We start from the raw sequence: 25,074 nt of genomic DNA on the forward strand, positions 1-25,074 counted from the left end.
TTGCTTACATTCGTGTAAATGAGCGATCCCGAGCAGGCCTGGCGCACCGCCTATCGTCACCCCGGCCCCTGGGACCAGCAGCTCCCGCCGCTCTCGATGGCCGACGCCTTCGACGAGTCCGCGCGGCGCATGGGCAATGCCCCTTTGCTCGACTTTCTCGGCCGACACTACAGCTATGCCGAGACGCTCGACGGCGCCAACCGCGTCGCCTGCGGGCTGAAGGCGCTGGGCTATGGCCCGGGCGACCGCATCGGCCTGTTCCTGCCCAACGTGCCCCATTACGTCGCGGCCTATTACGGCATCCTCAAACTGGGCGCGACCGTCGTCAATTTCTCCCCGCTCTACTCCGTCGAGGAACTCGAGGCGCAGGTCGAGGATTCGGGCACGCGCCTGCTGTTCACGATCAGCGCCACCGCGCTCCTACCCACCGCGCTCAAGGTGCTCGACGCGAGCAGCCTCGAGCGGCTCGTGGTCGGCTCGGTCGCCGGCGCGCTGCCCGCCGCCAAGTCGCTGCTCTACCGCTGGCTGCGCGCCAAGGAGGTGGCCGAGAAGCCCGACGATCCGCGCATCCTCGCCTTCTCGAAGCTCATCGCCAATGACGGCGCGTGCGAGACCGCGAAGGTCGACCCGGGGACGCACCTCGCGCTGATCCAATATACCGGCGGCACCACCGGCCTGCCCAAGGGCGCGATGCTCACCCACGCCAACCTCTCGGCCAATGCGCGCCAGGTCGCCAGGCTCGATCCCGATCTCGGCACGACCAAGGACAAGGTGCTGGGCGTGCTGCCCTTCTTCCACGTCTTCGCCAACACCTGCGTGCTCAACCGCACCGTGCTGACCGGTGGCGAGATCGTCATGCTCCCGCGCTTCGACGCCGCGCAGGCGCTCGCGGCGATCGCGCGCACCCGCCCGATCGCCTTGCCCGGCGTGCCGACGATGTTCCAGGCGCTGCTCGACCATCCCAAGGCCGCGTCGACCGACTGGTCGAGCCTCAAATACTGCATCTCGGGCGGCGCGCCGCTACCGGCCGAGCTCAAGACGCGGTTCGAGGCCGCGACCGGCGCCAAGCTGATCGAGGGCTACGGCCTGTCGGAGAGTTCCGGCGTGGTCTCCGCCAATCCCTACAAGGCCGAGGGCAAGTCGGGCACGATCGGCCAGCCGATTATCGCCACGCGCGTGCGGCTGGTCGACAAGGAGGACGCATCGAGGCCCGTCGCTGATGGCGAACCGGGCGAGATCGTCGTCGCCGGCCCGCAGATCATGGCGGGCTATTGGAACCGCCCGGAGACCGACGACACCACCTTCTGCCACGATGCCGCCGGCCAGAGGTGGCTGCGCACCGGCGATGTCGGGCAGATCGACGAGGACGGTTTCATCCGCATCGTCGACCGCATCAAGGACATGATCGCCGTGGGGGGCTTCAAGGTCTTCCCCAAGCATATCGAGGACGTGCTCTACCGCCATCCGGCGGTGAAGGAGGCGCTCGTCGTCGGCATGCCCGACGCCTATCGCGGCGAGACCCCGCGCGCCTATGTGTCGCTCAACGGCGATGCCGAGCCGGTCACCGGCGAGGCATTGCGCGACTGGCTCAACCCGCAGGTCGGCAAGCATGAGCGAGTCGACGCCGTGGTGATCCGCGCGAAGCTGCCCAAGACGATGATCGGGAAGTTGAGCCGCAAGGATCTGCTGGTCGAGATCGCCAACGAGCTGACGGCCTAGTCCGGCAGCATCGCCGCCTTCAGGTTCATGAACTCGTGCAGCCCCCACGGCCCCAGCTCGCGGCCGTGGCCCGAACGCTTGACGCCGCCGAACGGCGCCTCGGGCGTCGAGGCGAGCAGCTGGTTCACCGCGGTCATCCCGCTCTCGATGTCGCGCACGAAACGGTCGATCTCGGCCTGATCAGTCGTCCACACGCTCGACCCCAGTCCGAACGGCACGTCGTTGGCCAGCGCGATCGCGGCGTCGATGTCGTCGGCCTTGAACACCATCGCCACCGGCCCGAAAATCTCTTCCTGCGCGAAGTCCGCCTCGGGGTGAACGTCGGTCAGCACGCCCGCGCTCATCCACGCTCCCTCGCGCTCGATCTTCTCGCCGCCGACCAGCGTCGCGCCATCCGCCGTCGCCCGTTCGAGCTGCTCCAGCACCGTGTCGCGCTGCTCGACGCTCGACAGCGGGCCCATCTCGATCCCGTCGGCCATCGGATCGCCGATCTTCACCGCCAGCATCCCCGCGATGAACTTCTCGAGGAACGCGTCGTAGATGTCGGCGTGGACGATCATCCGCTTGGCGCAGATGCAGCTTTGCCCGGCATTCTGCACGCGCGCCTTGACCGCCGTCTTCACAGCCAGATCAAGGTCCGCCGACGGCATCACCACGAACGGGTCGGATCCGCCGAGCTCGAGCACCACCTTCTTGAGCGCCTTGCCTGCGGCCTCGGCGATCTTGGCGCCGGCCCCTTCGCTCCCGGTCAGCGTCACCGCCGCGACGCGCGGGTCGGCGATGATCCGCGAGACCTTGTCGGACTTGATCGCGAGATTCTGGAACACCCCGTCGGGCGCGCCCGCCGCGCTCACCATCTGCTGGATCAGCGCCGCGCACCCCTGAGTCAGCGAGGCATGCTTGAGCAGCCCGACATTGCCCGCGAGGATCATCGGCGCGAGCCAGCGCACCGCCTGCCAGTAGGGGAAGTTCCACGGCATTACCGCCAGCACCGGCCCGAGCGGCAACCAGTGCGCCACCGCGCGCCCGCTCGCGGTCTTTGTCTCGACCGGCTCGAGATGCGCCGGACCCTGCACCGCATAATAGCGGAAGCCCGCGATGCACTTCTCCACCTCGGCTACGGCCGAGGCGAGCGTCTTGCCCATCTCCCTGGTCGCGGTCTCGGCGAGGTGCTGCTTGTTCGCCTCGAACTGGTCGGCGATCGCGTTGAGCAGCGTGGTGCGCTGCGCCAGCTCGCTCACCCGCCACGAGCGATACGCCGCCTCGGCCCGCGCCAGCGCCGTCTCGATCCCGTCATCGTCCAGCGCCTCGAACTGCGCGCCTTCCTCGCCCGTGGCCGGATTGATGCTGGTGAACATGCGCAATCTCCTTCGCCGGCTATGTAGGGATGCCGCACGACTAGCGGGAGGTTGAATTGGCTTCGCCCGCAGCGCATAGCGGCGGCATGACGGAAGAGCCCCAGATCACCGCACTGTCGTTCGAGGATGCGCTCAAGGAGCTCGAGCGGATCGTCGCCCGGCTCGAAAGCGGCGACGCGCTGCTCGATGAGGCGATCGCGCTCTACGAACGCGGCGACGCGCTGCGCCGCCAGTGCGCCGCCCGGCTCGACGCGGCGCAGGCGCGGATCGAGGCGATCCGCGCCGATGCAGACGGCCGCGTCACCGGCACCACGCCCTTCGCCGCAGGATGACCAAGGCGGTGGCGCACGCCAGTCTCGCGCTCGAATCGGCGATGCGCGACGTGGCGGACGAGATCGACCGCCAGTTCGAGCTGCTGCTCCCGATCCCTGCCGATCCGCGCGCGCAGCTCTATGCCGCGATGCGCCACGCCGCGATCGGCGGCGGCAAGCGGCTGCGGCCGCTGCTCACCTTCGCCACCGCGCGGCTGTTCGCGGTCGACCCTGGCTGTACCGCGCGCGCCGCCACCGCGGTCGAGTGCATCCATGTCTATTCGCTGATCCATGACGACCTTCCGGCGATGGACGATGACGACATGCGCCGCGGCAAGCCCACCGTCCATCGCGCCTATGACGAGGCAACCGCGATTCTCGCCGGCGATTGTCTCCATGCGCTCGCCTTCGAGATTCTCGCCCACCCCGCGACTCATGCCGACCCCTTCGTCCGTGCCGAGCTGGTCGCGGACCTCGCGCGGGCTGCAGGACCTGCAGGCATGGCCGGCGGGCAGATGATGGACCTGGTGGCGGAGGCGAGCAGCTTCGACCTCGCCACCGTCACGCGCTGCCAGGCGCTCAAGACCGGCGCGCTGATCTCGTGCGCGGTCGAGGCGGGTGCGATCCTCGGCCGCATCCCGCCCGACGCGCGCACCGGGCTGCGCGGCTATGCCCGCGACATCGGCCTCGCCTTCCAGATCGCCGACGACATCCTCGACGTCGAGGGCGACGAGGATGCCGCGGGCAAGAAGCTGCGCAAGGACGAAGCGGCGGGCAAAGAGACCTTCCTCACGCTGCTCGGCCTCGACCGCGCGCGCGAGCAGGCGCGCCTGCTCGTCGAGCAGGCGATCGCGCACCTCCATACCTATGGCGAGGAAGCCGACCTGCTGCGCGACATCGCCCGCTATACGCTCGAGCGCGACCGCTGACCTCTAACGGAGCCTGCACATGACTCTCCGCACCGGCGTCTACCCCGGCACCTTCGATCCGATCACGCTCGGCCATATGGACATCATCCGCCGCGGCGCGAAGCTGGTCGACCGGCTCGTCATCGGCGTCACCACCAACCCCTCCAAGAACCCGATGTTCAGCGTCGAGGAGCGGATGGCGATGGTGCGCCGCGAGGTCGAGGGGATCGAGGGCGAGATCCATGTCGTCAGCTTCGATTCGCTGCTGATGGACTTCGCCGAGCGCGAGAGCGCCAGCGTCATCGTGCGCGGGCTGCGCGCCGTCGCCGACTTCGAATACGAATATCAGATGGCGGGCATGAACCAGCAGCTCAACAGCCGGATCGAGACCGTCTTCCTGATGGCCGACGTCTCGCTCCAGCCGATCGCCTCGCGCCTGGTCAAGGAGATCGCGATGTTTGGCGGCGAGATCCGCAAGTTCGTGACGCCCGCGGTGCGCGAAGAGGTCATGGCGCGGGTCGACGTGATCGGGCGAAAAGGCTCATAAGCACCGACATGGCCGCAATTCCGCCGCCTGCCGCATTCACTTTGCCGCAAGCGGCGAATTGCTCTAAGCCGCTGCCATTCCAGATCCGGTGGGGATATCGATGCGTTTTGTTGCCCTGATTCTTGCCTTTACGGCGTCGCTCTTCGCCATGCCGGCGAGCGCGCAATCGCAATATGTGCCGGGTCCCGCGGGCCGCGCCGCGCCGCCCGCCACGACCGACAAGGAAAATCTCTGGCTGCTCGACCTGTCGACCGGCGGCCGCGTCACCATCTGGCTGCGCCCCGATGTCGCGCCCAAGATGGTCGAGCGCATCAAGGACCTCACCCGCAAGAAATTCTACGACGGCCTCGTCTTCCACCGCGTGATCGAAGGCTTCATGGCGCAGGGCGGCGATCCCAAGGGTGACGGCACTGGCGGTTCCGACCAGCCCGACCTGGCCAAGGAGTTCAATTATCTCCCGCACGTCCGCGGCGCGGTCTCCGCCGCCCGCGCGCAGAGCGAGGACAGCGCCAACAGCCAGTTCTTCATCATGTTCGCGCCACGCCTCGGCCTCGACCAGAAATACACGGTGTTCGGCCGCGTCCTCGACGGCATGCAATATGTCGACTCGATCCCGCGCGGCGAGCCGCCGGCGCAGCCCGCGAAGATCCTCCACGCCTACATCGCCGCCGACAATCCGCCGGCCTACACCCCGCCGCCCCCGCCGGCGCCGGTCGAGGAGCCCGCGGCGCTGCCGCCCGGCCCCGGCAAGAAGTGATGCGCCGCCCGGCAGGCCCGGGCGCCGGCCTCGCATGAACGTCGACCTGTTCGATTTCGAGCTGCCGCCCGGGCGCATCGCCCTGCGCCCGGCCGCGCCGCGCGATTCGGCGCGGCTGCTGTTGCTCGATGGAGGCCGTACCGAGGATCGCAGTGTCGGCGACCTCCCCGCGCTACTCGCTCCCGGCGACTTGCTCGTCTTCAACGACACTCGCGTCATCCCCGCCCAGCTCGAAGGCACCCGCGGCGAGGCGCGGATCGGCGCCACCCTCCACAAGCGCGAGGGGCCGCGCCACTGGATCGCGTTCATCCGCAATGCCAAAAGATTGCGCACGGGCGACACGGTCGACTTCGGTAACGGCGTCGCGGCCCTCGCCGAAGCACGTCACGACGATGGCAGCTTCACGCTGTTCTTCCCCGGGGACGAGCCGGTCGAACTGCTGCTCGAGCGCGCCGGGCGCATGCCGCTCCCGCCCTATATCGCCGCCAAGCGCCCGACCGACGCCCGCGACACCGACGATTACCAGACGATGTTCGCCAACGAGCCCGGCGCCGTCGCCGCTCCCACCGCGGCGCTGCACTTCACGCCCACTCTCATGTCTGCGCTCGAAGCCGCCGGAATCGGGCACACTACGCTGACCCTCCATGTCGGCGCCGGCACCTTCCTGCCGGTCAAGGCCGACGACACCGACGACCACCGTATGCACGCCGAATGGGGCCGCATCGACCAGGCCACCGCCGATAAGCTCAACGCCGTCCGCGCCAAGGGTGGGCGCATCATCGCCGTCGGCACCACCAGCCTGCGGCTGATCGAGAGCGCGACCGGCGAGGACGGCATCGTCCGCCCATTCGAAGGCGACACCGCGATCTTCATCACGCCGGGCTATCGCTTCCGCGGCGTGGACGGCCTCGTCACCAATTTCCACCTCCCGCGCTCGACTTTGTTCATGCTGGTCTCGGCCCTGATGGGCCTCGACCGCATGCAGGCCGCCTATGCCCACGCCATCGCTGCCAATTACCGTTTCTACAGCTATGGTGACGCCAGCCTGCTCCTGCCCGGAAAGCCCGCATGATCCTTCTCGCTCTCGCCGCCCTCGCCGCCCAGCAGCAGCCGGCGACGCCACCACCGCCCGGCGTCCCGGTACGCCCGCTGCCCGGCGCCGAACCGATCCCGCTGATGATCGCCGAGCCGGTCGCGATGGCGATCGCCGCCTTCGACGCCGACGGCGATGGCACCGTGACCCGCGCCGAATACGACGCCGGCGTGCGCAAGAGCTTCGAGACCGTGGCCAAGGGCCAGTCCGCGATCGGCTATATCAATTTCGGCGACTGGTCCGAACGCTGGCTCGGCAACCGCAATGCGTTGCCCAGCCCGTTCGAGGTCGACCAGGACGGTGACAACCGCATCAGCCTCGCCGAGCTGCAGGACCGGTTCGAGCTGTTCTTCATCCGCTTCGATCGCGACAAGAACGGATCGATCGTGCGCAGCGAATTGCTCACCACCCGCCCGCAGCCCCAGCCCGGCGCACGTCCGGGGGACGGCGAGAACCGCCGCCCGCAGCGCCGCCGCGGCTAGAGCGATCGCTCGGCGTAGATCGCCATCGCCTCGGCGATGAACGCCGCCGTCCCGGGCAGTGCGCCGTCGTCATAGGTACCGCGGAACTCGGGATTCTCGACATAGAACCGCCCCAGGCCCGTGAACGCCGCCGCATCCGGGGTCCAGCTGTGGCACACCCACGCATAGTGGCGCGCGGTCACTTCCTGCGCCGCGTCCGACCCCGGCTCGGCTCCCTCGCGAAACAATCGCTGGAAATCGCCGCGGATCGCTTCCATCTCGGCCTGGATCGCCGCAACCTGTTCCTTCGAGAAGCCGCGCGCCTTCTCCTGCGCCGCACGCACCGCATCCTCGCCCCAGAACGCCACCGCCTCGCGCTGCCAGCGCTCGCGCGTCTCGGGGGCGATCCCGGCGTAATAGTCATTGTCTTCCATCGTCTCATCCTTTTCGAGCGACGCGATCGTGCGGTCGATCGTGAAGATGAGGTCGCGATACTGGCCGATCCGCGCCTCGAGCGCCTCCCGGTGCCCCTTCAGCGCCGTCAGCGGATCGAACCCCGGATCGTCGAGGATCGCGGCGATCTCGCCCAATGGCAGGCCCAGCTCGCGATAGAACAGGATCTGCTGCAGCCGCAGCAGCTCCGGGCGGCCATAAAAGCGATAGCCATTGGCCCCGACATGCCCCGGCTTGAGCAAACCGATCGCGTCATAATGATGCAGCGTGCGCACGCTGATACGCGCCGCCTTCGCCACCTGCCGCACCGTTCGCATGTCATTCCTCATCTTCACGCGAATCGCCCTATCGGGGATGACGCAGCGTCAGGGTCAAGCCCGCTCCCAAAATCGCACTGTGTCCTAGCATCACATGCTGCGCTGCGGTTAAAGGGGCGTCATGCACGGCTCGCACCAGCATCACGGTCATTCGCACGCGGGCCACAGCCATGCGCCCGCCGATTTCGGCCGCGCCTTCGCGATCGGCACCGCGCTCAACCTCGCCTTCGTCGCGGTCGAGGGCGCAGCGGGCATCCTCACCGGATCGATGGCGCTGCTGGCCGACGCCGGGCACAACCTGTCCGACGTGCTCGGGCTGCTGATCGCTTGGGGCGGCGCCTCGCTCGCCAAGCTCCCGGCCTCGCGCCGCTTCACTTACGGCCTGGCGAGCTCGACCATCCTCGCCGCGCTCGCCAACGCGGTGCTGCTGCTCGTCGCGGTCGGCGCGATCGCGCTCGAGGCGGCGCAGCGCTTCCGCGACCCGCCCCCGGTCGAGGGCGTGACGGTGATGATCGTCGCGGGCATCGGGATCCTCATCAACACCGCCACCGCGCTGCTGTTCATGCGCGGACGTCACAGCGACATCAACATCCGCGGCGCCTATCTCCACATGGCTGCCGACGCCGGCGTCTCCGCGGGCGTGGTGCTCGGCGGCGGGCTGATCCTGCTCACTGGCAAGGCGTGGATCGACCCCGCGATCAGCCTGGTCATCGTCGCGGTGATCCTGTGGAGCACCTGGGGCCTGCTGCGCGATTCGGTGACGATGGCGCTCCACGCCGTGCCCGCCGGCATCGACCCGGACAAGGTCGAGGCGATGCTCGCCGCACTGCCCGGGGTCACCCGAGTCCACGACCTCCATATCTGGCCGATGAGCACGACCGAGGTCGCGCTGACCGCGCATCTGGTGATCCCCGGCGGCCATCCCGGCGATGCCTTCCTCCACGACGCGGGGCACCATCTCGCGCATGATTTCCGCATCGGCCATGCGACGCTGCAGATCGAGGTCGGCGACGGCGATCCCTGCCGCCTGCACGGCGGCCACAACAATCATGGGCCCGCCCATGACTGAGCCGGGCGCACCGCTCCGGCTGGTAATCTTCGATTTCGACGGCACGCTCTCCGACAGCGGCAACTGGTTCCTGTCGATCGTCGACCATCTGTCCGACCGCTACGGCTTCCGCCGCGTCCACCCCGACGAGATCGAGCCGTTGCGGCGCAAGAGCACGCGCGACGTGATCAGCCATCTCGCGATCCCGCGCTGGAAGCTGCCGTTTATTTCGCGCTATGTCCGTCGCCTGTTCAGCCGCAACACGCACCAGGTACATCTGTTCGAGGGCGTGTCGGGGATGCTCGCGGCGATCGAGGCGGCCGGGATCGCCATCGCGGTCGTCACCTCGAACAGCGAGGCGAACGCGCGCGCGGTGCTCGGCCCCGCGAACGCCGCGCGTGTGCGCTGGTGGGCGTGCGGCGCGTCGCTGTTCGGCAAGGCGCCCAAGTTCCGCAAGGTGCTCAAGGCCAGCGGCATCCCGCCGCACGAGGCGCTGTCGATCGGCGACGAGACTCGCGACATCGATGCGGCGCGCGCGGTCGGCGTGCGCGCCGGGGCGGTACTATGGGGCTACGCCAATCCCGAGGCGTTCGCGCATCTCGATCCCGACATCGCCTTCGCCACGCCGCAGGCGGTGATCGACCATGTCACCTCAGCTCAGGTGCACGGCTAGCCACACCGTCGGCCCGTCCGGATCGGTGCGCGTCACCCAATGCTTCACGCCGCCCGGGATCAGCAGGTGATCGCCAGGCTCCAGCGCCGCCTCTTGATGGCCCTCCAACCGGATCGCCGCGCTGCCTTGGAGCAGCACCACCCATTCGTCGGCGTCCTGCACGAACGGCTTCCCCTGGGGCGTCGCCTGCCCGCCCGACACGATCCGCTCGATCCGTATCCCGCCCTGGGCGAGCAATTCGGTGAACACTTCCTTGCGCTTCGCCGCGGGCAGCCTGGCCAGCATGTTGTCGATCTTGAGCTTCTTGAGCTTCGGCTTGGGCGGCGCCTTCGGCTTGGACGGGGGCTTGCGCTTGGGCAGCCCCTTCGCCGCCTCCTTCCAGTCGCTGCGCATCGCCCCGCGCAGATAGTCCTCGATCTCCTCCGCGCTGGCGGTCAGTCCGGTCTCGCCGAAGCCGAGCAGTTCCTTGCCCGCGGCATCCTTCAGCCCGTATTTCCCGAAGTCGCCACCCGTCTTGCGCCGCCGCGACTTGACCAGCTTCAGCCCCCGGTTTCGCGCGCTTTCGCGAAGGTCGTCATCCTGTCCTGCCATCCAACTCCTCCGATCCTCCCCCGCCAGGGGAGGTGGCGCCGAAGGCGGCGGAGGGGGAGGACTCCCGACGCGCGTTCTGGCATCCGCCCCCTCCACCAGCTTCGCTGGTCCCCCTCCCCCTAGCGGGGGAGGATGGTATTGGCTTCCCCACCATAACGCGCCATTGGCGCGAAATGCCCCCGCGTTTCGAATTCACCATCCACGCCACCGACGGCAAGGCCCGCACCGGCACGATTCTCATGCAGCGCGGCGAGATCCGCACTCCCGCCTTCATGCCCGTCGGCACCGCCGCCACGGTCAAGGCGATGAAACCGCAGGACGTGCGCGCGTCGGGCGCCGACATCCTGCTCGGCAACACCTATCACCTGATGCTCCGCCCCACCGCCGAGCGAGTCCATCGCCTCGGCGGGCTGCACGGCTTCATGGGCTGGGACCACCCGATCCTGACCGATTCGGGCGGCTATCAGGTGATGAGCCTGTCCGAGCTGACCAAGCGCAGCGAGGAAGGCATCGTCTTCAAATCGCACCTCGACGGCTCGCGCCACATGCTCAGCCCAGAGCGATCGATGGAAATCCAGCGCCTGCTCGGCTCGAATATCGTCATGGCGTTCGACGAGCTCGTCCCGACCACCTCGACCCGCGAAGTGCAGGCCGCGGCGATGGAACGATCGATGCGCTGGGCGAAGCGCTCGCGCGAAGGCTTCGACTCGGGCGGCGAGCATGCCGAGCAGAACGCCCTGTTCGGCATCCAGCAGGGCGCGCTCGACGAGGGGCTGCGCAAGGCCAGCGCCGACGCGCTGCTCGATATCGGCTTCGACGGCTATGCGGTCGGGGGCCTCGCCGTCGGCGAAGGCCAGGAAGCGATGTTCGGCGTGCTCGACTATGCCCCCGGCCAGCTCGACCCGGCCAAGCCGCGCTACCTGATGGGCGTCGGCAAGCCCGACGACATTGTCGGCGCGGTCGAGCGCGGGATCGACATGTTCGACTGCGTCTTGCCGACCCGCTCGGGCCGCACCGGCCAAGCCTTCACCCGCGCCGGCCCGATCAACATCCGCAACGCGAAGTTCGCCGAGGACCAGGGCCCGCTCGACCCGGCCTGCGCGTGCCCGAGTTGCGCCACCTTCACCCGCGCCTATGTCCACCATCTCGTCCGGGCGGGCGAGATCCTCGGCGCGATGCTGATGACCGAGCATAATCTGTGGTTCTACCAGGCGCTGATGGCCGACCTGCGCGCCGCGATCGCCGAGGGCCGTCTCGCCGCGTTCGCCGGCGATTTCCGCGCCACCTATTATGGCAAAGGCTGATTGCACCGCTGGCTCCGGAGTCTTACTCCTGTGCAACAGAGGAGTATCCAGTGACCGACAAGCTTGAAGAACAAGACGAAATCGCAAACGAGATCACCGCCGCCGCCCGCGCCGCGCGCGAGACCGCCGAGCGCGCCGAGGGAACGCCCAAGCCCGGCGAAGGCAAGAAGTGGCCACTGACCAAGATCGGGCTCGGCATCGGCTCCGCCGCCCTCGCCGCCGCCGTCATCTACGCCGCGCGCTCGCGCAACAAACGCTGACCCTTCCCTCCCGACCGGAGACTCGCATGCGCCTGACCCGCACCGCGCTCTACCTGAGCGCCGCCCTGCTCCCCTTCACCGCGCAAGCGCAGGATGCCGCCCCGGCAGCAAAGGAGATCGCGGTCGCCCCGCTCGCCTATACCGAGCGTACGCTGCCCAACGGCCTCAAGGTCTACGCGATCCGCGACACCTCGACCGCCAACGTCTCGGTACAGGTGTGGTACGACGTCGGCAGCAAGGACGATCCCGCGGGCAAATCGGGCTTCGCGCACATGTTCGAGCATCTGATGTTCAAGGGCACGCGCAACCTGGTCGACGAGCAGTTCGATCGCCTGACCGAGGATGTCGGCGGCTACAACAACGCCTCGACCAATGCGGACTACACCAATTACTACGAGGTCGTCCCGGCCAACCATCTCGAGCGCCTGCTGTTCGCCGAAGCGGACCGCATGTCGAGCCTGGTGGTCAGCGACAAGGTGTTCGCGTCCGAGCGCGACGTGGTGAAGGAGGAGCTGCGCAATCGCGTCCTCGCCTCGCCTTATGGCAAGCTGTTCTACGTCTATTTCCCCAACATCTCCTACGGCGTGCACCCCTATGCCCGCCCCGGCATCGGCAGCATCGCGGATCTCGACGCGGCGACGATCGACGACATCCGCGCCTTCCACGCGACCTATTACCGCCCCGACAACGCCGTGCTGGTGGTCGCCGGCAATTTCGATCCGGCACAATTGGACAAATGGGTAGACAAATACTTCGCCGGGATCGCCAGGCCCGATCGCCCGATCCCGCGCGTCACCACCGTCGAGCCACCGCGCACCGCGCCGACGCGCCAGACGGTCTATGAGGCCAACACGCCGCTGCCCGCGGTGCTGCTGAGCTATCAGCTTCCGCCCGACAATGACCCCGACACGCCCGCGCTCGCGGTGCTCGACGGCATCCTCTCGGGCGGCGAGAATTCGCGGCTCTACCGCAACCTCGTCTATCGCGACCAGCTCGTCGCGCAGGCCGACACGTTCCTCGACACGCGCCAGTCGACCGGCGCCTATGCGATGTACGCGATCCTCGCCGGCGGCAAATCCGCGGACGAGGGCGAGAAGGCGATGCGCCGCGAGATCGCCGACCTGCGCGACAAGCCGGTCAGCGACGCCGAACTCGCCGAGGCCAAGAACGAGATCCTTACCGCCTCGCTCAAGAGCCGCGAGACCGCCGAGGGCAAGGCTTCGACCCTCGCCGCCTCGATCATCGTCAGCCGCGATCCCAAGGCGGCCGACGAACAGCTCGCCGCGATCGCCAAGGTCACCGCCGCCGACGTCCAGCGCGTCGCGCGGAAGTATCTCGGCGACAACCAGTCCGCCGCGTTGATCTACCTCCCCGACGGCATGGCCAACGGCGCCAAGGCCGACACCATCGCGGTCGCGCCCACGGTCAAGGTCGCGCCGCTCGTCGCGCCGAGGGACATCGTGATCCACACCCAGGCGTCTGAGGCCGAGCGCGTCGCCGTCCCGGCGCCCGGCACCGCGGTTTCGCCCGTCATCCCTCGGGCAACCGAGACCAAGCTCGCCAACGGCCTGCGCGTGATCGTGGTCGAGAAACGCGATCTGCCGATCGTCACCGCCACCGTGGTCGCCCCGGCGGGCGGCGGGCGCGATCCCGTGGGCAAGGCCGGCACCGCGTCGCTCGCCGCCGACCTGATGACCAAGGGCACCGCCACCCGCTCGGCCGAGCAGATCGCGCAGCAGATCGAGTCGCTCGGCGGCTCGATCGGTGCCGGGGCCGACTGGGACGCGGCCTTCGCCACCGTCACGGTCAAGGCGGATCAGGTCGACCCCGCGCTCACCCTACTCGCCGATGTCGCGCGCAACCCCACCTTCGCCCAGGCCGAAATCGACCGCGCGCGGAAACAGTCGATCGACGGCGTCGCCGTGCAGCTCAAGGATCCCGGCGCGCTGTCGGGAATCGTCGCGAGCCGCGCGGTGTTCGGCGACCGCGCTTATGGCAACCTGCTCACCGGCACGCCGAGCTCGCTCCCGCGCATCACCCGCGACGACATTTCGAGCGCCTATCGCCGCGCGTGGAATCCCGCCCAGTCGGCTCTCGTCGTGGTCGGCGACATCGCGAGCAAGGACGCCGCCGCACTCGCGCAGAAGCTGTTCGGTGACTGGAAGACGGACGGCCTCGCCGTCTCGAGCAGCGAGCGCATCGTCCCGACCGCGCCCCGCGTCGTCGTCGTCGACATGCCCGGCGCAGGCCAGGCCGGCGTGGTCATCGCCCGCCCCGGCATCGCGCGCGCCGACAAGGATTTCTACGCGGCACAGGTCGCCAACGCCACGCTCGGCGTCGGCTTCACCTCGCGCCTCAACCGCGAGATCCGCATCAAGCGCGGCCTGGCTTATGGCGCGGGCAGCAGCGTCGATACCCGCAAGCTCACGGGCATCGTCTCGGCCTCGACTCAGACCAAGAACCCCTCGGCGCCCGAGGTGGTGTCGCTGATCGCCGCCGAGATGAAGAAGCTCGGCGAAGCCCCCGTCCCCGCCGCCGAGCTCGATTCGCGCAAGGCGGTGCTGGTCGGCAGCTTCGGCCGCCGCATCGAGCGCACCGACGGCATCGCCGGCGCGCTCGCCGACTATGTCGCCGAGGGCGTCCCGCTCGATACGCTGCGCAGCTACATCCCGTCGATCCAGGGTGTCGATCCGGCGGCGGTACAGGCCGCGGCGCAGAAGGTGCTCGACCCGACCGGCGCCAGCATCGTCGTGGTCGGCGACGCCAAGCTGTTCGTCGACGAGCTGCGCAAGGCGCACCCCAGCCTCGAGGTGATCCCCGCCGCCTCGCTCAACCTCGACAGCGCGACGCTGAAGTGACCTTGAGGCGGGCGGCCCGTCCCTCGGGACGCGGCCGCGCGCAAAAATTACGTTAACCATCAATCGTTTCACGGTGGGACGCCGCAAAATCCGGGGCAGAAAATTCACTCCTGCCGAGCTATGGCGGCTGCCTGACGAGGCCATCGCCTCCCACGGGATACGAGCGTGCTGCGGCGATTCACGCGACTACAGCTTCGGGGCATCGCGGCGGCGCTTCTGGTGTCGCTGATCGGCGCAGGCGTGTCCGCGCAGGCCGGCCTCACCGCGCTGAGCTCAGGCGAAGCCCGCGCCCGCGTCGCCGGCCCGATGCCGACCGGCTACGAAGCCGACGACCATTTCCCCGGCGCCGCCTTCTACCATCTCGCGGCCGACGAGATTGCCGCGCCTGCGGCCGGGGTCACCGGCACGGTCGCGCTGCCCGATACCCCGGTGCCCGAGAACGCCGTGCTCGATCCCACGCTGCGCCCGGCCGCGCCGTTCCAGCTGCGCGGCACGCCGCAGGACAAGGCACGCGCGCTCGAATGCCTCACCACCGCGATCTATTACGAAGCCGCGAACGAGCCCGACGACGGTCAGCGCGCAGTGGCGCAGGTGATCCTCAACCGCGTCCGCCATCCTACCTTCCCCGCCACCGTGTGCGGGGTGATCTACCAGGGCTCGGAAAAGGCCGGCTGCCAGTTCAGCTATGCCTGCGACGGTGCGATGGCCCGCCGCCCAGCGCGCGCCGCCTGGCAGCGTGCGGCTCGCGTCGCCGCCTCGGCGCTGGCGGGCGAGGTGTTCGCGCCGGTCGGCATGGCGACGCACTACCACACCTATGCCGTCACCCCGAGTTGGAACAAGTCGCTGGTGATGACCGGCGTGTTCGGCGCGCATTTCTTCCACCGCTGGAAGGGCTATTGGGGCACCGGCGCCGCGTTCAGCCAGGCCTATCGCGGCGGCGAGCCCTATCCGGGGCCGCATCCGCGCGCCGTGACCGCCGCCGAGATCGCGTCCGCGGCGAGCGCCGCGACGGTGCCGATGCCGCTCGCCCCCGCGCCGGCCGCCAAGCCGCGCACCGAGCCCACCGCCATCCAGCGCGAATATGTCCGCAGCGGCGACGTCCTCCCGCAATATGCCGCGCCCGCCGACTCGCAGATCCTCGACAAGTGGAAGGACAGCGGCCAGCCGCTGCGCTGACACGAAAACGGCCCCCGCCCGTCGGGGCGGAGGCCGTCATTCGTACTAGCCGTTCAGCGGCTTAGCGGCGGTTCTGCCAGTCGCGGCGTTCCCAGCGGATCTTGCGTGCCAGCATGTCGAAGCGGCGATCGAGGTCGCGACGCTCGGCCATGTTGAGTCCGCCACCGCTGCGGCGATAGCGATATTCGAGGTTCACGATACCGCGGAACTCCGAGCGAAGCCGCATCGCTTCCGAACGGGTCAGCTGACCGCGGCGGATACCCTGATCGATGCGGCGATCGAGCTGCGCCTGGCGCTGGTTGATCCCCCACCAGCCCTGCTGGGCCGAAGCGGCGGGAATGGTGGCCGCGGCGACGCCGAGGCCGGCGATCAGAATGGCGATCTTCTTCATCTCTACTCTCCTCACTCAAAAACCGGACCGCCTCTGCGGTCGAATGCCGTTATCGGGCCGGTGTGTCGCACCAGTTTCACGCAAATCGGGCTTTTGTGTCGCCGAGTGTCGCAACCGCGAAGCGTTCGTTCAGCTTCGTTAATGCGACGCGTGCCTTATAGTGATAATACACCTTGTCAGATCGTTCCGGAGGTCCCATCTTCCTGCTATGCTGAACCTGATCTCGATCATCGTCGGCGTCGTCGCCTTTCCGGTGATGCTGCTCGGCCTCGTCCCGCTGCTCGGCTGGCTCAACTATCTGGTGATCCCGCTCGCGGTCCTCGGTGCGGCGCTCGGGGCGCTGTCCGATTCGAACACCGGGCGGAACCTCAACCTGGTGGTTCTGCTGGTCGGGTTCGTCCGGCTCTGGCTCGGCGGATTCATCCTCTGACTCAAACGGGGCCCGGCGAACCGGACCCCATTCCTCGCATCGGCGCTTAGCGGCAGCGCACGTTGCCGCGATCGATCGACGACCCGAGCGCCGCGCCGCCGGCTGCTCCGAGCAGCGTGCCGAGCACGCTCGAGCGCCCGTTGGCCAGCGCGTTGCCGAGCAGGCCGCCGGCGATACCGCCCACGATCAGCCCGGTGGTGCCGTCGCTGCGGCGGCAATAATAGCGCCCGTCGCGCCCGCGATAGATGCGGTCCGCGCGACTCAGGCGACGCTCCTGATAATAGCGCCCGTCGCGATAATATTGGTCGGCGTAGTAATAGCGCTGACCGCGCGGCAGCCGGTTCCAGTCATAGTTGCGGTAGCTGCGCCAGTCGCGGCGGTCGTCGCGATAGTCGCGGCGCGCGTCGCGCACTTCCCGGCGATATTCGCGCTGCGCCCGGCGCACGTCGCGCGGGCTGTCGGCGCGGCGCACGTCGCGGCGATAGTCGCGCTGAGCGTCGCGGATCTCGTCGCGATATTCCTCACGGCTTTCGCGCGGGGTCTGCTGGGCCATCGCCGGAATCGGGGTCAGAACCACCGACGCCAGCATCGTGGCGATCATGGGGGTACGCATGATACTCTCCTGCCTCTTGAACCCCGCCTCAACGGATGGCGGGTGAGGCGGGTTGCGTGAACCCGAAACTACTTTCCGTTCACGTGGCAGCCAGCTTTTCCAGACGCTTGCGGCCCGGATATGCGAACAGGACATCACTTCCCACCGCGGCGTGGACCTGCGCCTCGCCGGTCACGGTCACGCACTGGCCCGCCTGCCACGCCACGCCGTCGACCACGCCCTCGCCGCGCACCGGCACCAGCCAGCCGGTGACGCCCTGGGGGAGCTCGACCGTGCGCTCGCCGCCCGGCCAGCGTTCGAGCACGAATTTCGGCCCCTCGACCAGGATCGTCCGGCCCGGCGCGACCTCGCCCGGCATCGGCGCGGCGACGAACGGCCGCGCATCGGCCACCGCCACCCCATCCTCCAAGTGCAACTCGCGCGGCCGGCCATAGTCGTAGAGGCGATAGGTGGTCTCGCTGTTCTGCTGCACCTCGATCAGCGTGATGCCCGCGCCGATCGCGTGAACCGTGCCCGAGGGCGCGTAGAAGAAATCGCCGGCCTTGACCGGCTTCCAGTCGAGCAGCTGCTCGATCGACCCGTCGAGCGCCGCCTCGCGCAGCGTATCGGCGTCGACCGGTTCGTGCGTGCCCAGCGCGATCGTCGAATCGGGCTCGGCGTCGAGGATCACCCAGCATTCGTCCTTGCCGCGCGGCAGCCCGCGGGCGCGCGCCTGATCGTCGTCGGGGTGCACCTGCACCGACAGTTTCTCGCTGGTGAAGAGATATTTGATCAGCAAATCGGGCGTGCTGTCGCCCGGCGTCTGGAACCACACCTCGCCCACCGGCTCGCCGTCCGGCGCCGGGTCGGCGAAGCCCGGCCACAGCGTGTGGCGGCCCCAAGGCTTTTCGACACGATGGGTGGCAAGAAGCGTCGCTGGCATTGTTCCTCCTTAGGGGTGTCGGGATCGCTGCGGCAACGCGTCATGACTGGCCTTCGATCCCGCCCGCCGCAAGCACCGCCAAAAAACATTTCGCCCCTTCGCATCGCTCGGCTAAGAACCCGCCATGCGTATGCTTTCCACTCGTCCGTTCGCGCTGGTTCTCGTCGCGGCACTCGCTCTTCCGCTCGCCGCCTGCAACCGTGGCGGCGGCACTCGCGCCGACCTGCCTTATGTCGCGCGCGACGTCGGCACGCTCTACACCGCGGCCAAGGACCGGCTCGACAGCGGCCAGTACAAGCTCGCCGCCGCCCTGTTCGACGAGGTGGAGCGCCAGCACCCCTATTCGATCTGGGCGCGCCGCGCGCAGCTGATGGGCGCCTTCGCTTATTATCTCGACCGCAACTACACTCAGGCGATCCAGTCGTCGCAGCGCTTCCTCGCGGTCCACCCCGGAAACCGCGACGCGCCCTACGCCTATTACCTGATCGCGCTCAGCTATTACGAGCAGATCAGCGACGTGACGCGCGACCAGAAGATCACTCAGCAGGCGCTCGACGCGCTGGGCGAACTCAACCGCCGCTACCCCAACACCCGCTACGCCGCCGACGCCCGGCTCAAGATCGACCTCGTCCGCGACCATCTCGCCGGCAAGGAGATGGAGATCGGCCGTTACTATCAGGTGCGCGGCCAGTGGCTCGCCTCGATCATCCGCTTCCGATCGGTGATCGACACCTATCAGACCACGACTCACACGCCCGAGGCGCTGATGCGCCTGACCGAGAGCTATCTCGCGCTCGGCGTGAAGGAGGAGGCGAAGAAGTCGGCGGCGGTGCTCGGCGCCAACTACCCGGGCACGCGCTGGTACGAGCGCGCCTATGAGCTGATCGGCAAGCATGGCGAGCCGGTGCCCGTTCCCGCCGCCACCGAGCCGGCGGCGAAGCCCGCGCGCGACGAGACGCCGACTCCCGCGCCCGCCACCGACCAGACCAACTGATTGCGAGGCATGCCGTACTTGACCGTACGGCACCTCCAACAACCCCTCTCCCAAGGCGGAACAAAAAGGGGTAACAGCGGCCGATGCTGACCGCGCTCAACATCCGCGACGTGGTGCTGATCGAGGCGCTCGACCTCGATTTCCATGCGGGCCTCGGCGTGCTCACCGGCGAGACCGGCGCGGGCAAGTCGATCCTGCTCGATTCGCTCGGGCTTGCGCTCGGCATGCGCGCCGACAGCGGGCTCGTCCGCCAAGGCGCGGCGCAAGCGGCGGTCGCCGCCACCTTCGAGCCTGCCGACGCCGCCGCGATTGCCGCGCTGCTCGCCGACAGCGGTCTCGACTATGATTCGAGCGAGCCGCTCACCATCCGCCGCATCGTCAAGGCGGACGGCGGCAGCCGCGCTTTCGTCAACGACCAGCCCGCCTCGGCCGGTCTGCTGCGCGAGCTCGGGGCGCAGCTCGTCGAGATTCACGGTCAGCACGACGATCGCGGCCTGCTCAACCCCCGCGGCCACCGCGCTTTGCTGGACAGCTTCGGCCGACTCGACACCGGCGCGGTCGCCGCCGCGCATCGCGCCTTCCGCCAGGCCGAGGTGGAGCTCGCCGCCGCCCGGGCCGAGCAGGAGAGTGCCGCGCGCGACCGCGAATGGCTCGAGCATGCCGTGGCCGAGCTCACGACGCTCGCTCCCGAGCCGGGCGAGGAGGAACGCCTAGCCGAGCGCCGGGCATCAATGCAGCGCGGCGAGAAGATCGCCGGCGAGCTTCAGGCCATTGCCGACCTGCTCGACGGCAGCGACGGCGCGCTTACCCGGCTGCGCCAGGCCGCGCGCATCCTCGAACGCATCGCCGCGGACCATCCCGCGCTCGCCGAAGCCCTCGCCGCGCTCGACCGCGCGCTGATCGAGGGTGGCACGACTCAGGAAAAGGTCGACGAGGCGGCCGAAGCGCTCGCCTTCGACCCCGCCGCGCTTGAGGCCGACGAGGCGCGCCTGTTCGAGCTGCGCGGCCTCGCGCGCAAGCACCGCGTCCAGCCCGACGATCTCGCCGAGCTGACGGAGACGCTTGCCGCCCGCCTCGCCCGGATCGAAGGCGGCGAGGACACGATCCACCGCCTCGAAGCCGCGCTGACCGAGGCCGAGGCCGCCTACACCGCGGCCGCTGAGGCCCTCTCCGCCGCCCGCGCCGCCGCTGCCGCCCGGCTCGACGCCGCGGTCGCTGCCGAGCTCGCTCCGCTCAAGCTCGACGCCGCCCGCTTCCGCACCGTCGTCGATCCGCTCCCGCGCGAATCCTGGTCCGCGGCCGGCCGCGACCGCGTCGAATTCGAGGTCTCGACCAACCCCGGCGCACCCTTCGCCCCGCTCATCAAGATCGCCTCGGGCGGCGAGCTGTCGCGCTTCATCCTCGCGCTCAAGGTCGCGCTTGCCGAGGAAGGCGGGGCGCGTACCTTGATCTTCGACGAGATCGACCGCGGCGTCGGCGGCGCGGTCGCAAGTGCGATCGGCGAACGCCTCGCCCGCCTCGCCAGCGGCGCACAATTGCTAGTCGTGACCCACAGCCCGCAGGTCGCCGCGCGGGGCGCGCATCACCTGCTCATCGCCAAGAGCCATGACGGCACCGTCACCCGCACCGGCGTTCGTGCGCTGGACGATGACGCTCGTCGAGAAGAAATTGCCCGCATGCTCTCCGGCGCGCAGATCACCGCCGAAGCCCGCGCACAGGCCGAACGTCTGTTGGAGACCGCATGAGGCATTTCGCCGCGCTCGTTTCGTTCGTGCTCGCCGCCCCCGCCAGCGCGCAGATGCCGATCTCGGTCGAGCTCGCGGTCGCCGCGCGGCCGGCGCACGTCGTGCGCGCGGATGGCATGCAGGTCGTCTATGAGCTTCGCGTCGCGAGCTTCCATCCCCAGCCGCTCCGGCTGCGCACGCTCGAGATCCTCGATGGCGAGAGCCGCCCGCTCGCCCGCTACGAAGGGGATGCGCTCGCCGCGCTGATCGGCGGGCAATGGGTCGCCAACGACGCCGATCGCACGCTGCTTACGCCCGGCGGACAGGCGCTGGCCTTCGTCAACCTGCCCGTGGCAAAGCCGGTCACCGCCATCCGTCACCGCCTCACCTATACCGCCGGCGAGCGCCCGCCCGTGACGGTCGAGGGGACCATGCAGCCGGTCGCCGCCGCGCCCGCGCCCTTCGGCCCGCCGCTGCGCGGCGGCGCCTGGTCCGCGATCTACCAGCCGGCGATGGAGTTCGGCCACCGCCGCTACGTCTACGCCGCGGGCGGCGTCGCGCGTGTCCCGGGCCGCCACGCGATCGATTTCTTCCACGCCGACCGCAACTCCAAGGAACCGCGCTACGCCACCGATCCCGGCTTCGGTGCGGAGGTGATCGCGGTCGCCGACGGCACGGTGGTCGCCGCGCGCGACGATTTCGCCGATCCGGCGCAGCGCAACCCCGACGAACGCGTCGCTGCCGAGAACGCCACCGGCAACTATGTCGCGCTCGATATCGGAGGCGGCCGCATCGTCTTCTACGAGCATCTGAAGCAGGGCCTTGCGGTCAAGCGCGGCGACCGCGTGCGCCGCGGCCAGCTGCTGGGCCGCGTCGGCGCCACCGGCCAGGTCGGGGGTACGCATCTCCACTTCCATGTCGCCGACGCCAACTCGCCGCTCGGTGCCGAGGGCCTGCCGTTCAGCCTCGCCAACTTCGAGCAGGTCGGCGCGTGGAAAACGATCGACCAGGCCTTCTCGGGCGAGCGCTGGCAGCCGGCCCCTCCGCGCCGCGTCACCGCCGCGATGCCGTCACCGAACGTGGTCGTGCGCTTCCCCTAAAGCCCCTTCGGCTTCTCGCCCTTGGCCGGCACCCGCCAGAAATAGACCATCCGCCCGTTGACGTCGCGTTCGGCCTCGGGCTCCCATTCGCCCATGCGGAAGGCATGGCTGACGATCCGCGTCCCGGGCTTGAGCTCGGCAAGTAGCTTGGGCCGCAATTTCTCGTTGAGCGTATCGAGCAGGTAGAGCGTGATCACGCTCGCGTCGCTGAAGTCGCTGGTGAACAGGTCCGCCTGCTTGAACGTCACCCGGTCCGCCACGCCCTGCGCCTTGGCGTTGGCATTGGCCTCGGCAATGCGCTGCGGGTCGATGTCGATCCCGGTCGCCTTGACCTTGGCGCGCTTGACCGCCGCGATCGGGATGCGCCCGTCGCCGGAGCCCAGGTCGTAGAGCACGTCGCCGTCCTTGATCTGCGCCATGTCGAGCATCGCCTCGACCACCTCGGGCGGGGTGGGCACGAAGATCACGTCGGGCGTCCGGCTTTCCTGCACGGCGCCAGAGTGGGTTGGCGGAGTCGCGGCGGGCGGCGCGACCAATACGCTGCCTCCCAGCACCAGCGCGGCAGTGGTGATGATCAGCTTCATTGCGACATCTCCTCTTCAGGCTTCAGGAACAGGAGCAGGACGGCGCCCGCTCCCAGCACGGCAACCCCGGCGAGCGCGCCCCATCCGGTATAGGCGAGGCTCGACCACAGCAGATAGGCCGTCGTCGCGCAGAAGACGGCGGGAAGCACCGGATAGAGCGGCACGCGGAACGGCCGCTCGACCTCGGGATGACGCCTGCGGAGCACGAACAGTGCCACGCCGACCAGCAGCAAGAAGAACCAGAAGACCGGCGCGGTATATTCGACTGCGACCTGAAACCCGTCGCGCGCGAACCCGCCGGCCACCACCAGCAGCAGCGCGATCGCGCCCTGCGCCACCAGCGCATTGCCCGGCGTGTCGCGCGCCATGTCCCACCGCCCCAGCCAGCGCAACGCGGCGAAGCGCTGGCCCAGCGCTGCCGCGGTGCGCCCGCCGGTGATCGCCGTGGCGTTGGCGCTGGTCAGCGCCGACACCGCCACCGCCGCGCTGATCGCCGCCGCGCCGCCTTCGCCCAGCGCGCGCCGCATCACTTCGGCCGCCACCGCGTCCGATCCCGCCATCCCGGCCATGCCGAGCGAATTGAGCGCGGCGAGGTTGACCAGCACGTAGAGCAAAGTCACCAGCGCCAGCCCCGCACTCAATATCGCACCCATCCGCCGCGGCGCGTCCTTCATCTCGGCCGAGACATAGACCGCCTCGCTCCACCCGCCATAAGCGAGCAGCACGAACACCATCATCAGGCCGATCGCACCGCCTCCGCTGATCGGCGCGGGTGCCTCGCCTGCGGGTGCGACCATGATGCCGGCGACGATGATCGCCACCAGCCCCGCGACCTCGACCAGGGTCAGCCAGCGCTGGGCCGCCGCGCCCCAGCGGATGCCGAGCCAGTTGATCGCGCTCACCGCGATCACCGCGATCCCCGCCCAGATCGCGGGGCCAGCGGATCCGAGCGGCGCGATCACCTGCAGATAGTCGCCGACGATGAACGCGAGCAGCGCCAGCGACCCGGTCTGGATCACCGCCAGCCGCGCCCAGGCGTAGAGGAACGCCAGCCGCTCGCCATAGGCCCGGCCGAGGAAATGATAGTCGCCACCGACGCTCGGCCACGCCGCCGCCAGCTCGGCATAGCAGAGCGCACCGACGATCGAGAGCAGCCCGCCCGCGATCCATGCCGCGATCATCGTGGTCGCGTCGGGCGCGAACCCCGCGACCAGCGCCGGAGTGCGGAAGATGCCCGCGCCGATGACGATGCCGACGGTGAGCGCGAAGACGTCGAGATTGCCGAGCGTGCGGCGCGGAAGGACGGCCTCTGTCATCGGGGCTCGGACACGCGGCTACACTCCCTCGACCTTGGGGGACGGCCATGAGTCAACCGGCCGTACCCGTTTCGGTTCCGTAACTCGGTCGCACCGGTGCCGAAAGGTTGCAATGTCGGACTTGGTCTGCTTGCCTCACCACTATGCGAACAATCGCCTTTCTGCGTGGCCGCCAGTTTGCGCAGGCATCGCCGGGAAGGGGAAATCGGGGGACTTGGAGTGAAATTTGACAACTTCCGCAGCCGCGTCGGTGCGCGAGTAGCCTGCACCGCGGCGCTGCTCGCCATCGCCACCCCCGCCGCCGCGGGCCCCTCGGACGACCTGCGCGCGCTGCTCGACGAGCATTTCGCCTGGGTACAGAAGGAAAATCCCGGCTTCGCGCTGTCGATCGGCAATGCCGAGTACGCGACCGAGGTCGGCGACGTCAGCCTCGCCGCCGAGGATCGCCGCACCGCCGCCGAGGCCGCGTTCCTCGAGCGCCTCGACGCCATCCCCGACGCCGGCCTTTCCCCCGCCGAGCGCACCGACAAGGCGATCCTCCACCGCCTGCTCGCCGAGAGCGTCGAATCGAACAGCTATGGCCAGCGTACGATGCTGTTCACCAGCTACTCCAATCCATGGCAGGGCGCCGCCGGCCAGGCCGACCGCACCGCCTTCCGCGGCAAGGCCGACTACGCCAACTATCTCACCCGACTCGAGCAATTCCCCAAGACCAACGACGAACTGCTCGCCATCACCGCGCAGGCGGTGAAGGGCGGCTATGTCCAGCCCTGCGTCAGCCTCGTCGGGTTCGAGAAGACGATCACCGGCGTGATCCAGGCGGATCCGACCAAGTCGCGCTTCTATTCGCCCTTCGCCCGTCCCAAGCCCGCCGACGCCACCGACGCCGAGTGGAAAGCGCTGCAGGACCGCGCGCGCGCGGTCGTCACCGGCTCGATCAACCCAGCCTACGCCAAGGCGGCGCAATTCTACCGCACGACCTACGAGCCCAAATGCGCCAAGGCGGTGGGCGTCTCGGCCCAGCCCGGCGGCGCCAAATACTATGCCTTCCGCATCCGCCAGCTCACCACCACCGACTATACCGCCGACCAGATCCACAAGATCGGCCTCGACGAGGTCGCGCGCATCCGCGCCGAGATGGCGAAGGTCGCCAAGGACGCCGGCTA

Annotated in this window: 26 protein-coding genes; 18 read left to right on the top strand and 8 right to left on the bottom strand. The window is 69.0% G+C overall.

Going from position 1 to position 25,074, the window contains the following annotated elements:
- Nucleotides 1-18: 18 nt before the first annotated feature.
- Complete coding sequence (locus ABDV68_RS05485) at nt 19-1,719, top strand: long-chain fatty acid--CoA ligase (RefSeq protein ID WP_343518682.1); 1,701 nt, start codon at nt 19-21, stop codon at nt 1,717-1,719.
- On the opposite strand, the gene ABDV68_RS05490 is transcribed toward ABDV68_RS05485, so the two are convergent.
- A complete protein-coding gene (locus ABDV68_RS05490) occupies nt 1,716-3,077 on the bottom strand; it encodes an NAD-dependent succinate-semialdehyde dehydrogenase (RefSeq protein WP_343518683.1) in 1,362 nt (453 codons plus the stop codon). The two genes, ABDV68_RS05485 and ABDV68_RS05490, sit on opposite strands and share 4 nt — an antisense overlap.
- An 86-nt stretch (nt 3,078-3,163) precedes the next feature.
- Between ABDV68_RS05490 and ABDV68_RS05495 the strand changes: the two genes are divergently transcribed.
- The 6 genes from ABDV68_RS05495 (at nt 3,164) to ABDV68_RS05520 (ending at nt 7,175) form a co-directional block, all read left to right on the top strand.
- Nucleotides 3,164-3,409 carry an exodeoxyribonuclease VII small subunit gene (locus ABDV68_RS05495; protein ID WP_343518685.1) on the top strand — a complete coding sequence of 82 codons (246 nt, stop codon included), beginning with the start codon at nt 3,164-3,166 and terminating at the stop codon, nt 3,407-3,409.
- Nucleotides 3,406-4,317, top strand: a complete 912-nt coding sequence (locus tag ABDV68_RS05500) for a polyprenyl synthetase family protein (protein WP_343518686.1) — start codon at nt 3,406-3,408, stop codon at nt 4,315-4,317. Before ABDV68_RS05495 ends, ABDV68_RS05500 begins: the two co-directional genes overlap by 4 nt.
- A 19-nt stretch (nt 4,318-4,336) precedes the next feature.
- Nucleotides 4,337-4,843 (top strand): pantetheine-phosphate adenylyltransferase, encoded by a 507-nt coding sequence (gene coaD / locus ABDV68_RS05505; RefSeq protein ID WP_343518687.1) that lies wholly within the window; start codon nt 4,337-4,339, stop codon nt 4,841-4,843.
- A gap of 100 nt (nt 4,844-4,943) precedes the next feature.
- The gene (locus ABDV68_RS05510) at nt 4,944-5,600 is read left to right on the top strand and encodes a peptidylprolyl isomerase (protein ID WP_343518688.1); all 657 of its coding nucleotides are present in this window, start codon (nt 4,944-4,946) and stop codon (nt 5,598-5,600) included.
- A 34-nt stretch (nt 5,601-5,634) separates the two neighbouring features.
- Nucleotides 5,635-6,672 carry a tRNA preQ1(34) S-adenosylmethionine ribosyltransferase-isomerase QueA gene (gene queA, locus ABDV68_RS05515; protein ID WP_343518689.1) on the top strand — a complete coding sequence of 346 codons (1,038 nt, stop codon included), beginning with the start codon at nt 5,635-5,637 and terminating at the stop codon, nt 6,670-6,672.
- Complete coding sequence (locus tag ABDV68_RS05520) at nt 6,669-7,175, top strand: EF-hand domain-containing protein (protein WP_343518690.1); 507 nt, start codon at nt 6,669-6,671, stop codon at nt 7,173-7,175. Before queA ends, ABDV68_RS05520 begins: the two co-directional genes overlap by 4 nt.
- Here ABDV68_RS05520 and ABDV68_RS05525 read toward each other — a convergent pair.
- A complete protein-coding gene (locus tag ABDV68_RS05525) occupies nt 7,172-7,924 on the bottom strand; it encodes a MerR family transcriptional regulator (protein WP_343518691.1) in 753 nt (250 codons plus the stop codon). The genes ABDV68_RS05520 and ABDV68_RS05525 overlap by 4 nt on opposite strands.
- A gap of 121 nt (nt 7,925-8,045) precedes the next feature.
- Here ABDV68_RS05525 and ABDV68_RS05530 point away from each other — a divergent pair, with 121 nt between their 5' ends.
- Together ABDV68_RS05530 and ABDV68_RS05535 are read left to right on the top strand one after the other, a co-directional pair.
- The gene (locus tag ABDV68_RS05530) at nt 8,046-8,993 is read left to right on the top strand and encodes a cation diffusion facilitator family transporter (protein WP_343518692.1); all 948 of its coding nucleotides are present in this window, start codon (nt 8,046-8,048) and stop codon (nt 8,991-8,993) included.
- Nucleotides 8,986-9,645: an HAD hydrolase-like protein gene (locus ABDV68_RS05535; protein ID WP_343518693.1), complete on the top strand. Its 660-nt coding sequence runs from the start codon at nt 8,986-8,988 to the stop codon at nt 9,643-9,645. Before ABDV68_RS05530 ends, ABDV68_RS05535 begins: the two co-directional genes overlap by 8 nt.
- Here the strand turns inward: ABDV68_RS05535 and ABDV68_RS05540 are convergent.
- Nucleotides 9,625-10,236: a cupin domain-containing protein gene (locus ABDV68_RS05540; RefSeq protein WP_343518694.1), complete on the bottom strand. Its 612-nt coding sequence runs from the start codon at nt 10,234-10,236 to the stop codon at nt 9,625-9,627. The genes ABDV68_RS05535 and ABDV68_RS05540 overlap by 21 nt on opposite strands.
- Before the next feature lie 173 nt (nt 10,237-10,409).
- On the opposite strand from ABDV68_RS05540, the gene tgt reads away from it, so the two are divergent.
- From tgt to ABDV68_RS05560, 4 genes are all read left to right on the top strand, one after another.
- A complete protein-coding gene (tgt, locus tag ABDV68_RS05545; RefSeq protein ID WP_343518695.1) occupies nt 10,410-11,540 on the top strand; it encodes a tRNA guanosine(34) transglycosylase Tgt in 1,131 nt (376 codons plus the stop codon).
- Nucleotides 11,541-11,590: 50 nt separating this feature from the next.
- The gene (locus ABDV68_RS05550; RefSeq protein WP_343518696.1) at nt 11,591-11,800 is read left to right on the top strand and encodes a hypothetical protein; all 210 of its coding nucleotides are present in this window, start codon (nt 11,591-11,593) and stop codon (nt 11,798-11,800) included.
- Nucleotides 11,801-11,826: 26 nt separating this feature from the next.
- Nucleotides 11,827-14,658 (top strand): pitrilysin family protein, encoded by a 2,832-nt coding sequence (locus tag ABDV68_RS05555; protein WP_343518697.1) that lies wholly within the window; start codon nt 11,827-11,829, stop codon nt 14,656-14,658.
- 165 nt (nt 14,659-14,823) lie between these two features.
- Entirely contained in the window at nt 14,824-15,834 is a 1,011-nt protein-coding gene (locus ABDV68_RS05560; RefSeq protein WP_343518698.1) for a cell wall hydrolase, read from the top strand.
- A 61-nt stretch (nt 15,835-15,895) separates the two neighbouring features.
- On the opposite strand, the gene ABDV68_RS05565 is transcribed toward ABDV68_RS05560, so the two are convergent.
- Nucleotides 15,896-16,225, bottom strand: coding sequence for a hypothetical protein (locus tag ABDV68_RS05565; RefSeq protein ID WP_343518699.1), 330 nt, complete (start codon nt 16,223-16,225; stop codon nt 15,896-15,898).
- Nucleotides 16,226-16,433: 208 nt separating this feature from the next.
- Between ABDV68_RS05565 and ABDV68_RS05570 the strand changes: the two genes are divergently transcribed.
- Nucleotides 16,434-16,655 carry a hypothetical protein gene (locus ABDV68_RS05570; RefSeq protein WP_265117082.1) on the top strand — a complete coding sequence of 74 codons (222 nt, stop codon included), beginning with the start codon at nt 16,434-16,436 and terminating at the stop codon, nt 16,653-16,655.
- Between the two features lie 46 nt (nt 16,656-16,701).
- On the opposite strand, the gene ABDV68_RS05575 is transcribed toward ABDV68_RS05570, so the two are convergent.
- On the bottom strand, nt 16,702-17,268 hold the full coding sequence (locus ABDV68_RS05575) for a glycine zipper 2TM domain-containing protein (protein WP_343518700.1): 567 nt from the start codon (nt 17,266-17,268) through the stop codon (nt 16,702-16,704).
- A 79-nt stretch (nt 17,269-17,347) separates the two neighbouring features.
- Nucleotides 17,348-18,190 (bottom strand): class I mannose-6-phosphate isomerase, encoded by an 843-nt coding sequence (locus ABDV68_RS05580; RefSeq protein ID WP_343518701.1) that lies wholly within the window; start codon nt 18,188-18,190, stop codon nt 17,348-17,350.
- A gap of 124 nt (nt 18,191-18,314) precedes the next feature.
- On the opposite strand from ABDV68_RS05580, the gene ABDV68_RS05585 reads away from it, so the two are divergent.
- From ABDV68_RS05585 to ABDV68_RS05595, 3 genes are all read left to right on the top strand, one after another.
- Nucleotides 18,315-19,184 (top strand): outer membrane protein assembly factor BamD, encoded by an 870-nt coding sequence (locus ABDV68_RS05585; protein WP_343518702.1) that lies wholly within the window; start codon nt 18,315-18,317, stop codon nt 19,182-19,184.
- Nucleotides 19,185-19,267: 83 nt separating this feature from the next.
- Nucleotides 19,268-20,929: a DNA repair protein RecN gene (gene recN / locus ABDV68_RS05590; protein ID WP_343518703.1), complete on the top strand. Its 1,662-nt coding sequence runs from the start codon at nt 19,268-19,270 to the stop codon at nt 20,927-20,929.
- Nucleotides 20,926-22,008 (top strand): M23 family metallopeptidase, encoded by a 1,083-nt coding sequence (locus ABDV68_RS05595; protein WP_343518704.1) that lies wholly within the window; start codon nt 20,926-20,928, stop codon nt 22,006-22,008. Before recN ends, ABDV68_RS05595 begins: the two co-directional genes overlap by 4 nt.
- Here ABDV68_RS05595 and ABDV68_RS05600 read toward each other — a convergent pair.
- Both ABDV68_RS05600 and ABDV68_RS05605 read right to left on the bottom strand, forming a co-directional pair.
- Nucleotides 22,005-22,592, bottom strand: coding sequence for a class I SAM-dependent methyltransferase (locus tag ABDV68_RS05600; protein WP_343518705.1), 588 nt, complete (start codon nt 22,590-22,592; stop codon nt 22,005-22,007). The genes ABDV68_RS05595 and ABDV68_RS05600 overlap by 4 nt on opposite strands.
- Complete coding sequence (locus tag ABDV68_RS05605) at nt 22,589-23,908, bottom strand: amino acid permease (RefSeq protein WP_343518706.1); 1,320 nt, start codon at nt 23,906-23,908, stop codon at nt 22,589-22,591. Before ABDV68_RS05605 ends, ABDV68_RS05600 begins: the two co-directional genes overlap by 4 nt.
- Before the next feature lie 219 nt (nt 23,909-24,127).
- On the opposite strand from ABDV68_RS05605, the gene ABDV68_RS05610 reads away from it, so the two are divergent.
- On the top strand, nt 24,128-25,074 hold a 947-nt coding region (locus ABDV68_RS05610), incomplete at its 3' end, for a DUF885 family protein (protein ID WP_343518708.1).

This window comes from Sphingomonas sp. (assembly GCF_039595165.1).
Lineage (GTDB): Bacteria > Pseudomonadota > Alphaproteobacteria > Sphingomonadales > Sphingomonadaceae > Sphingomonas.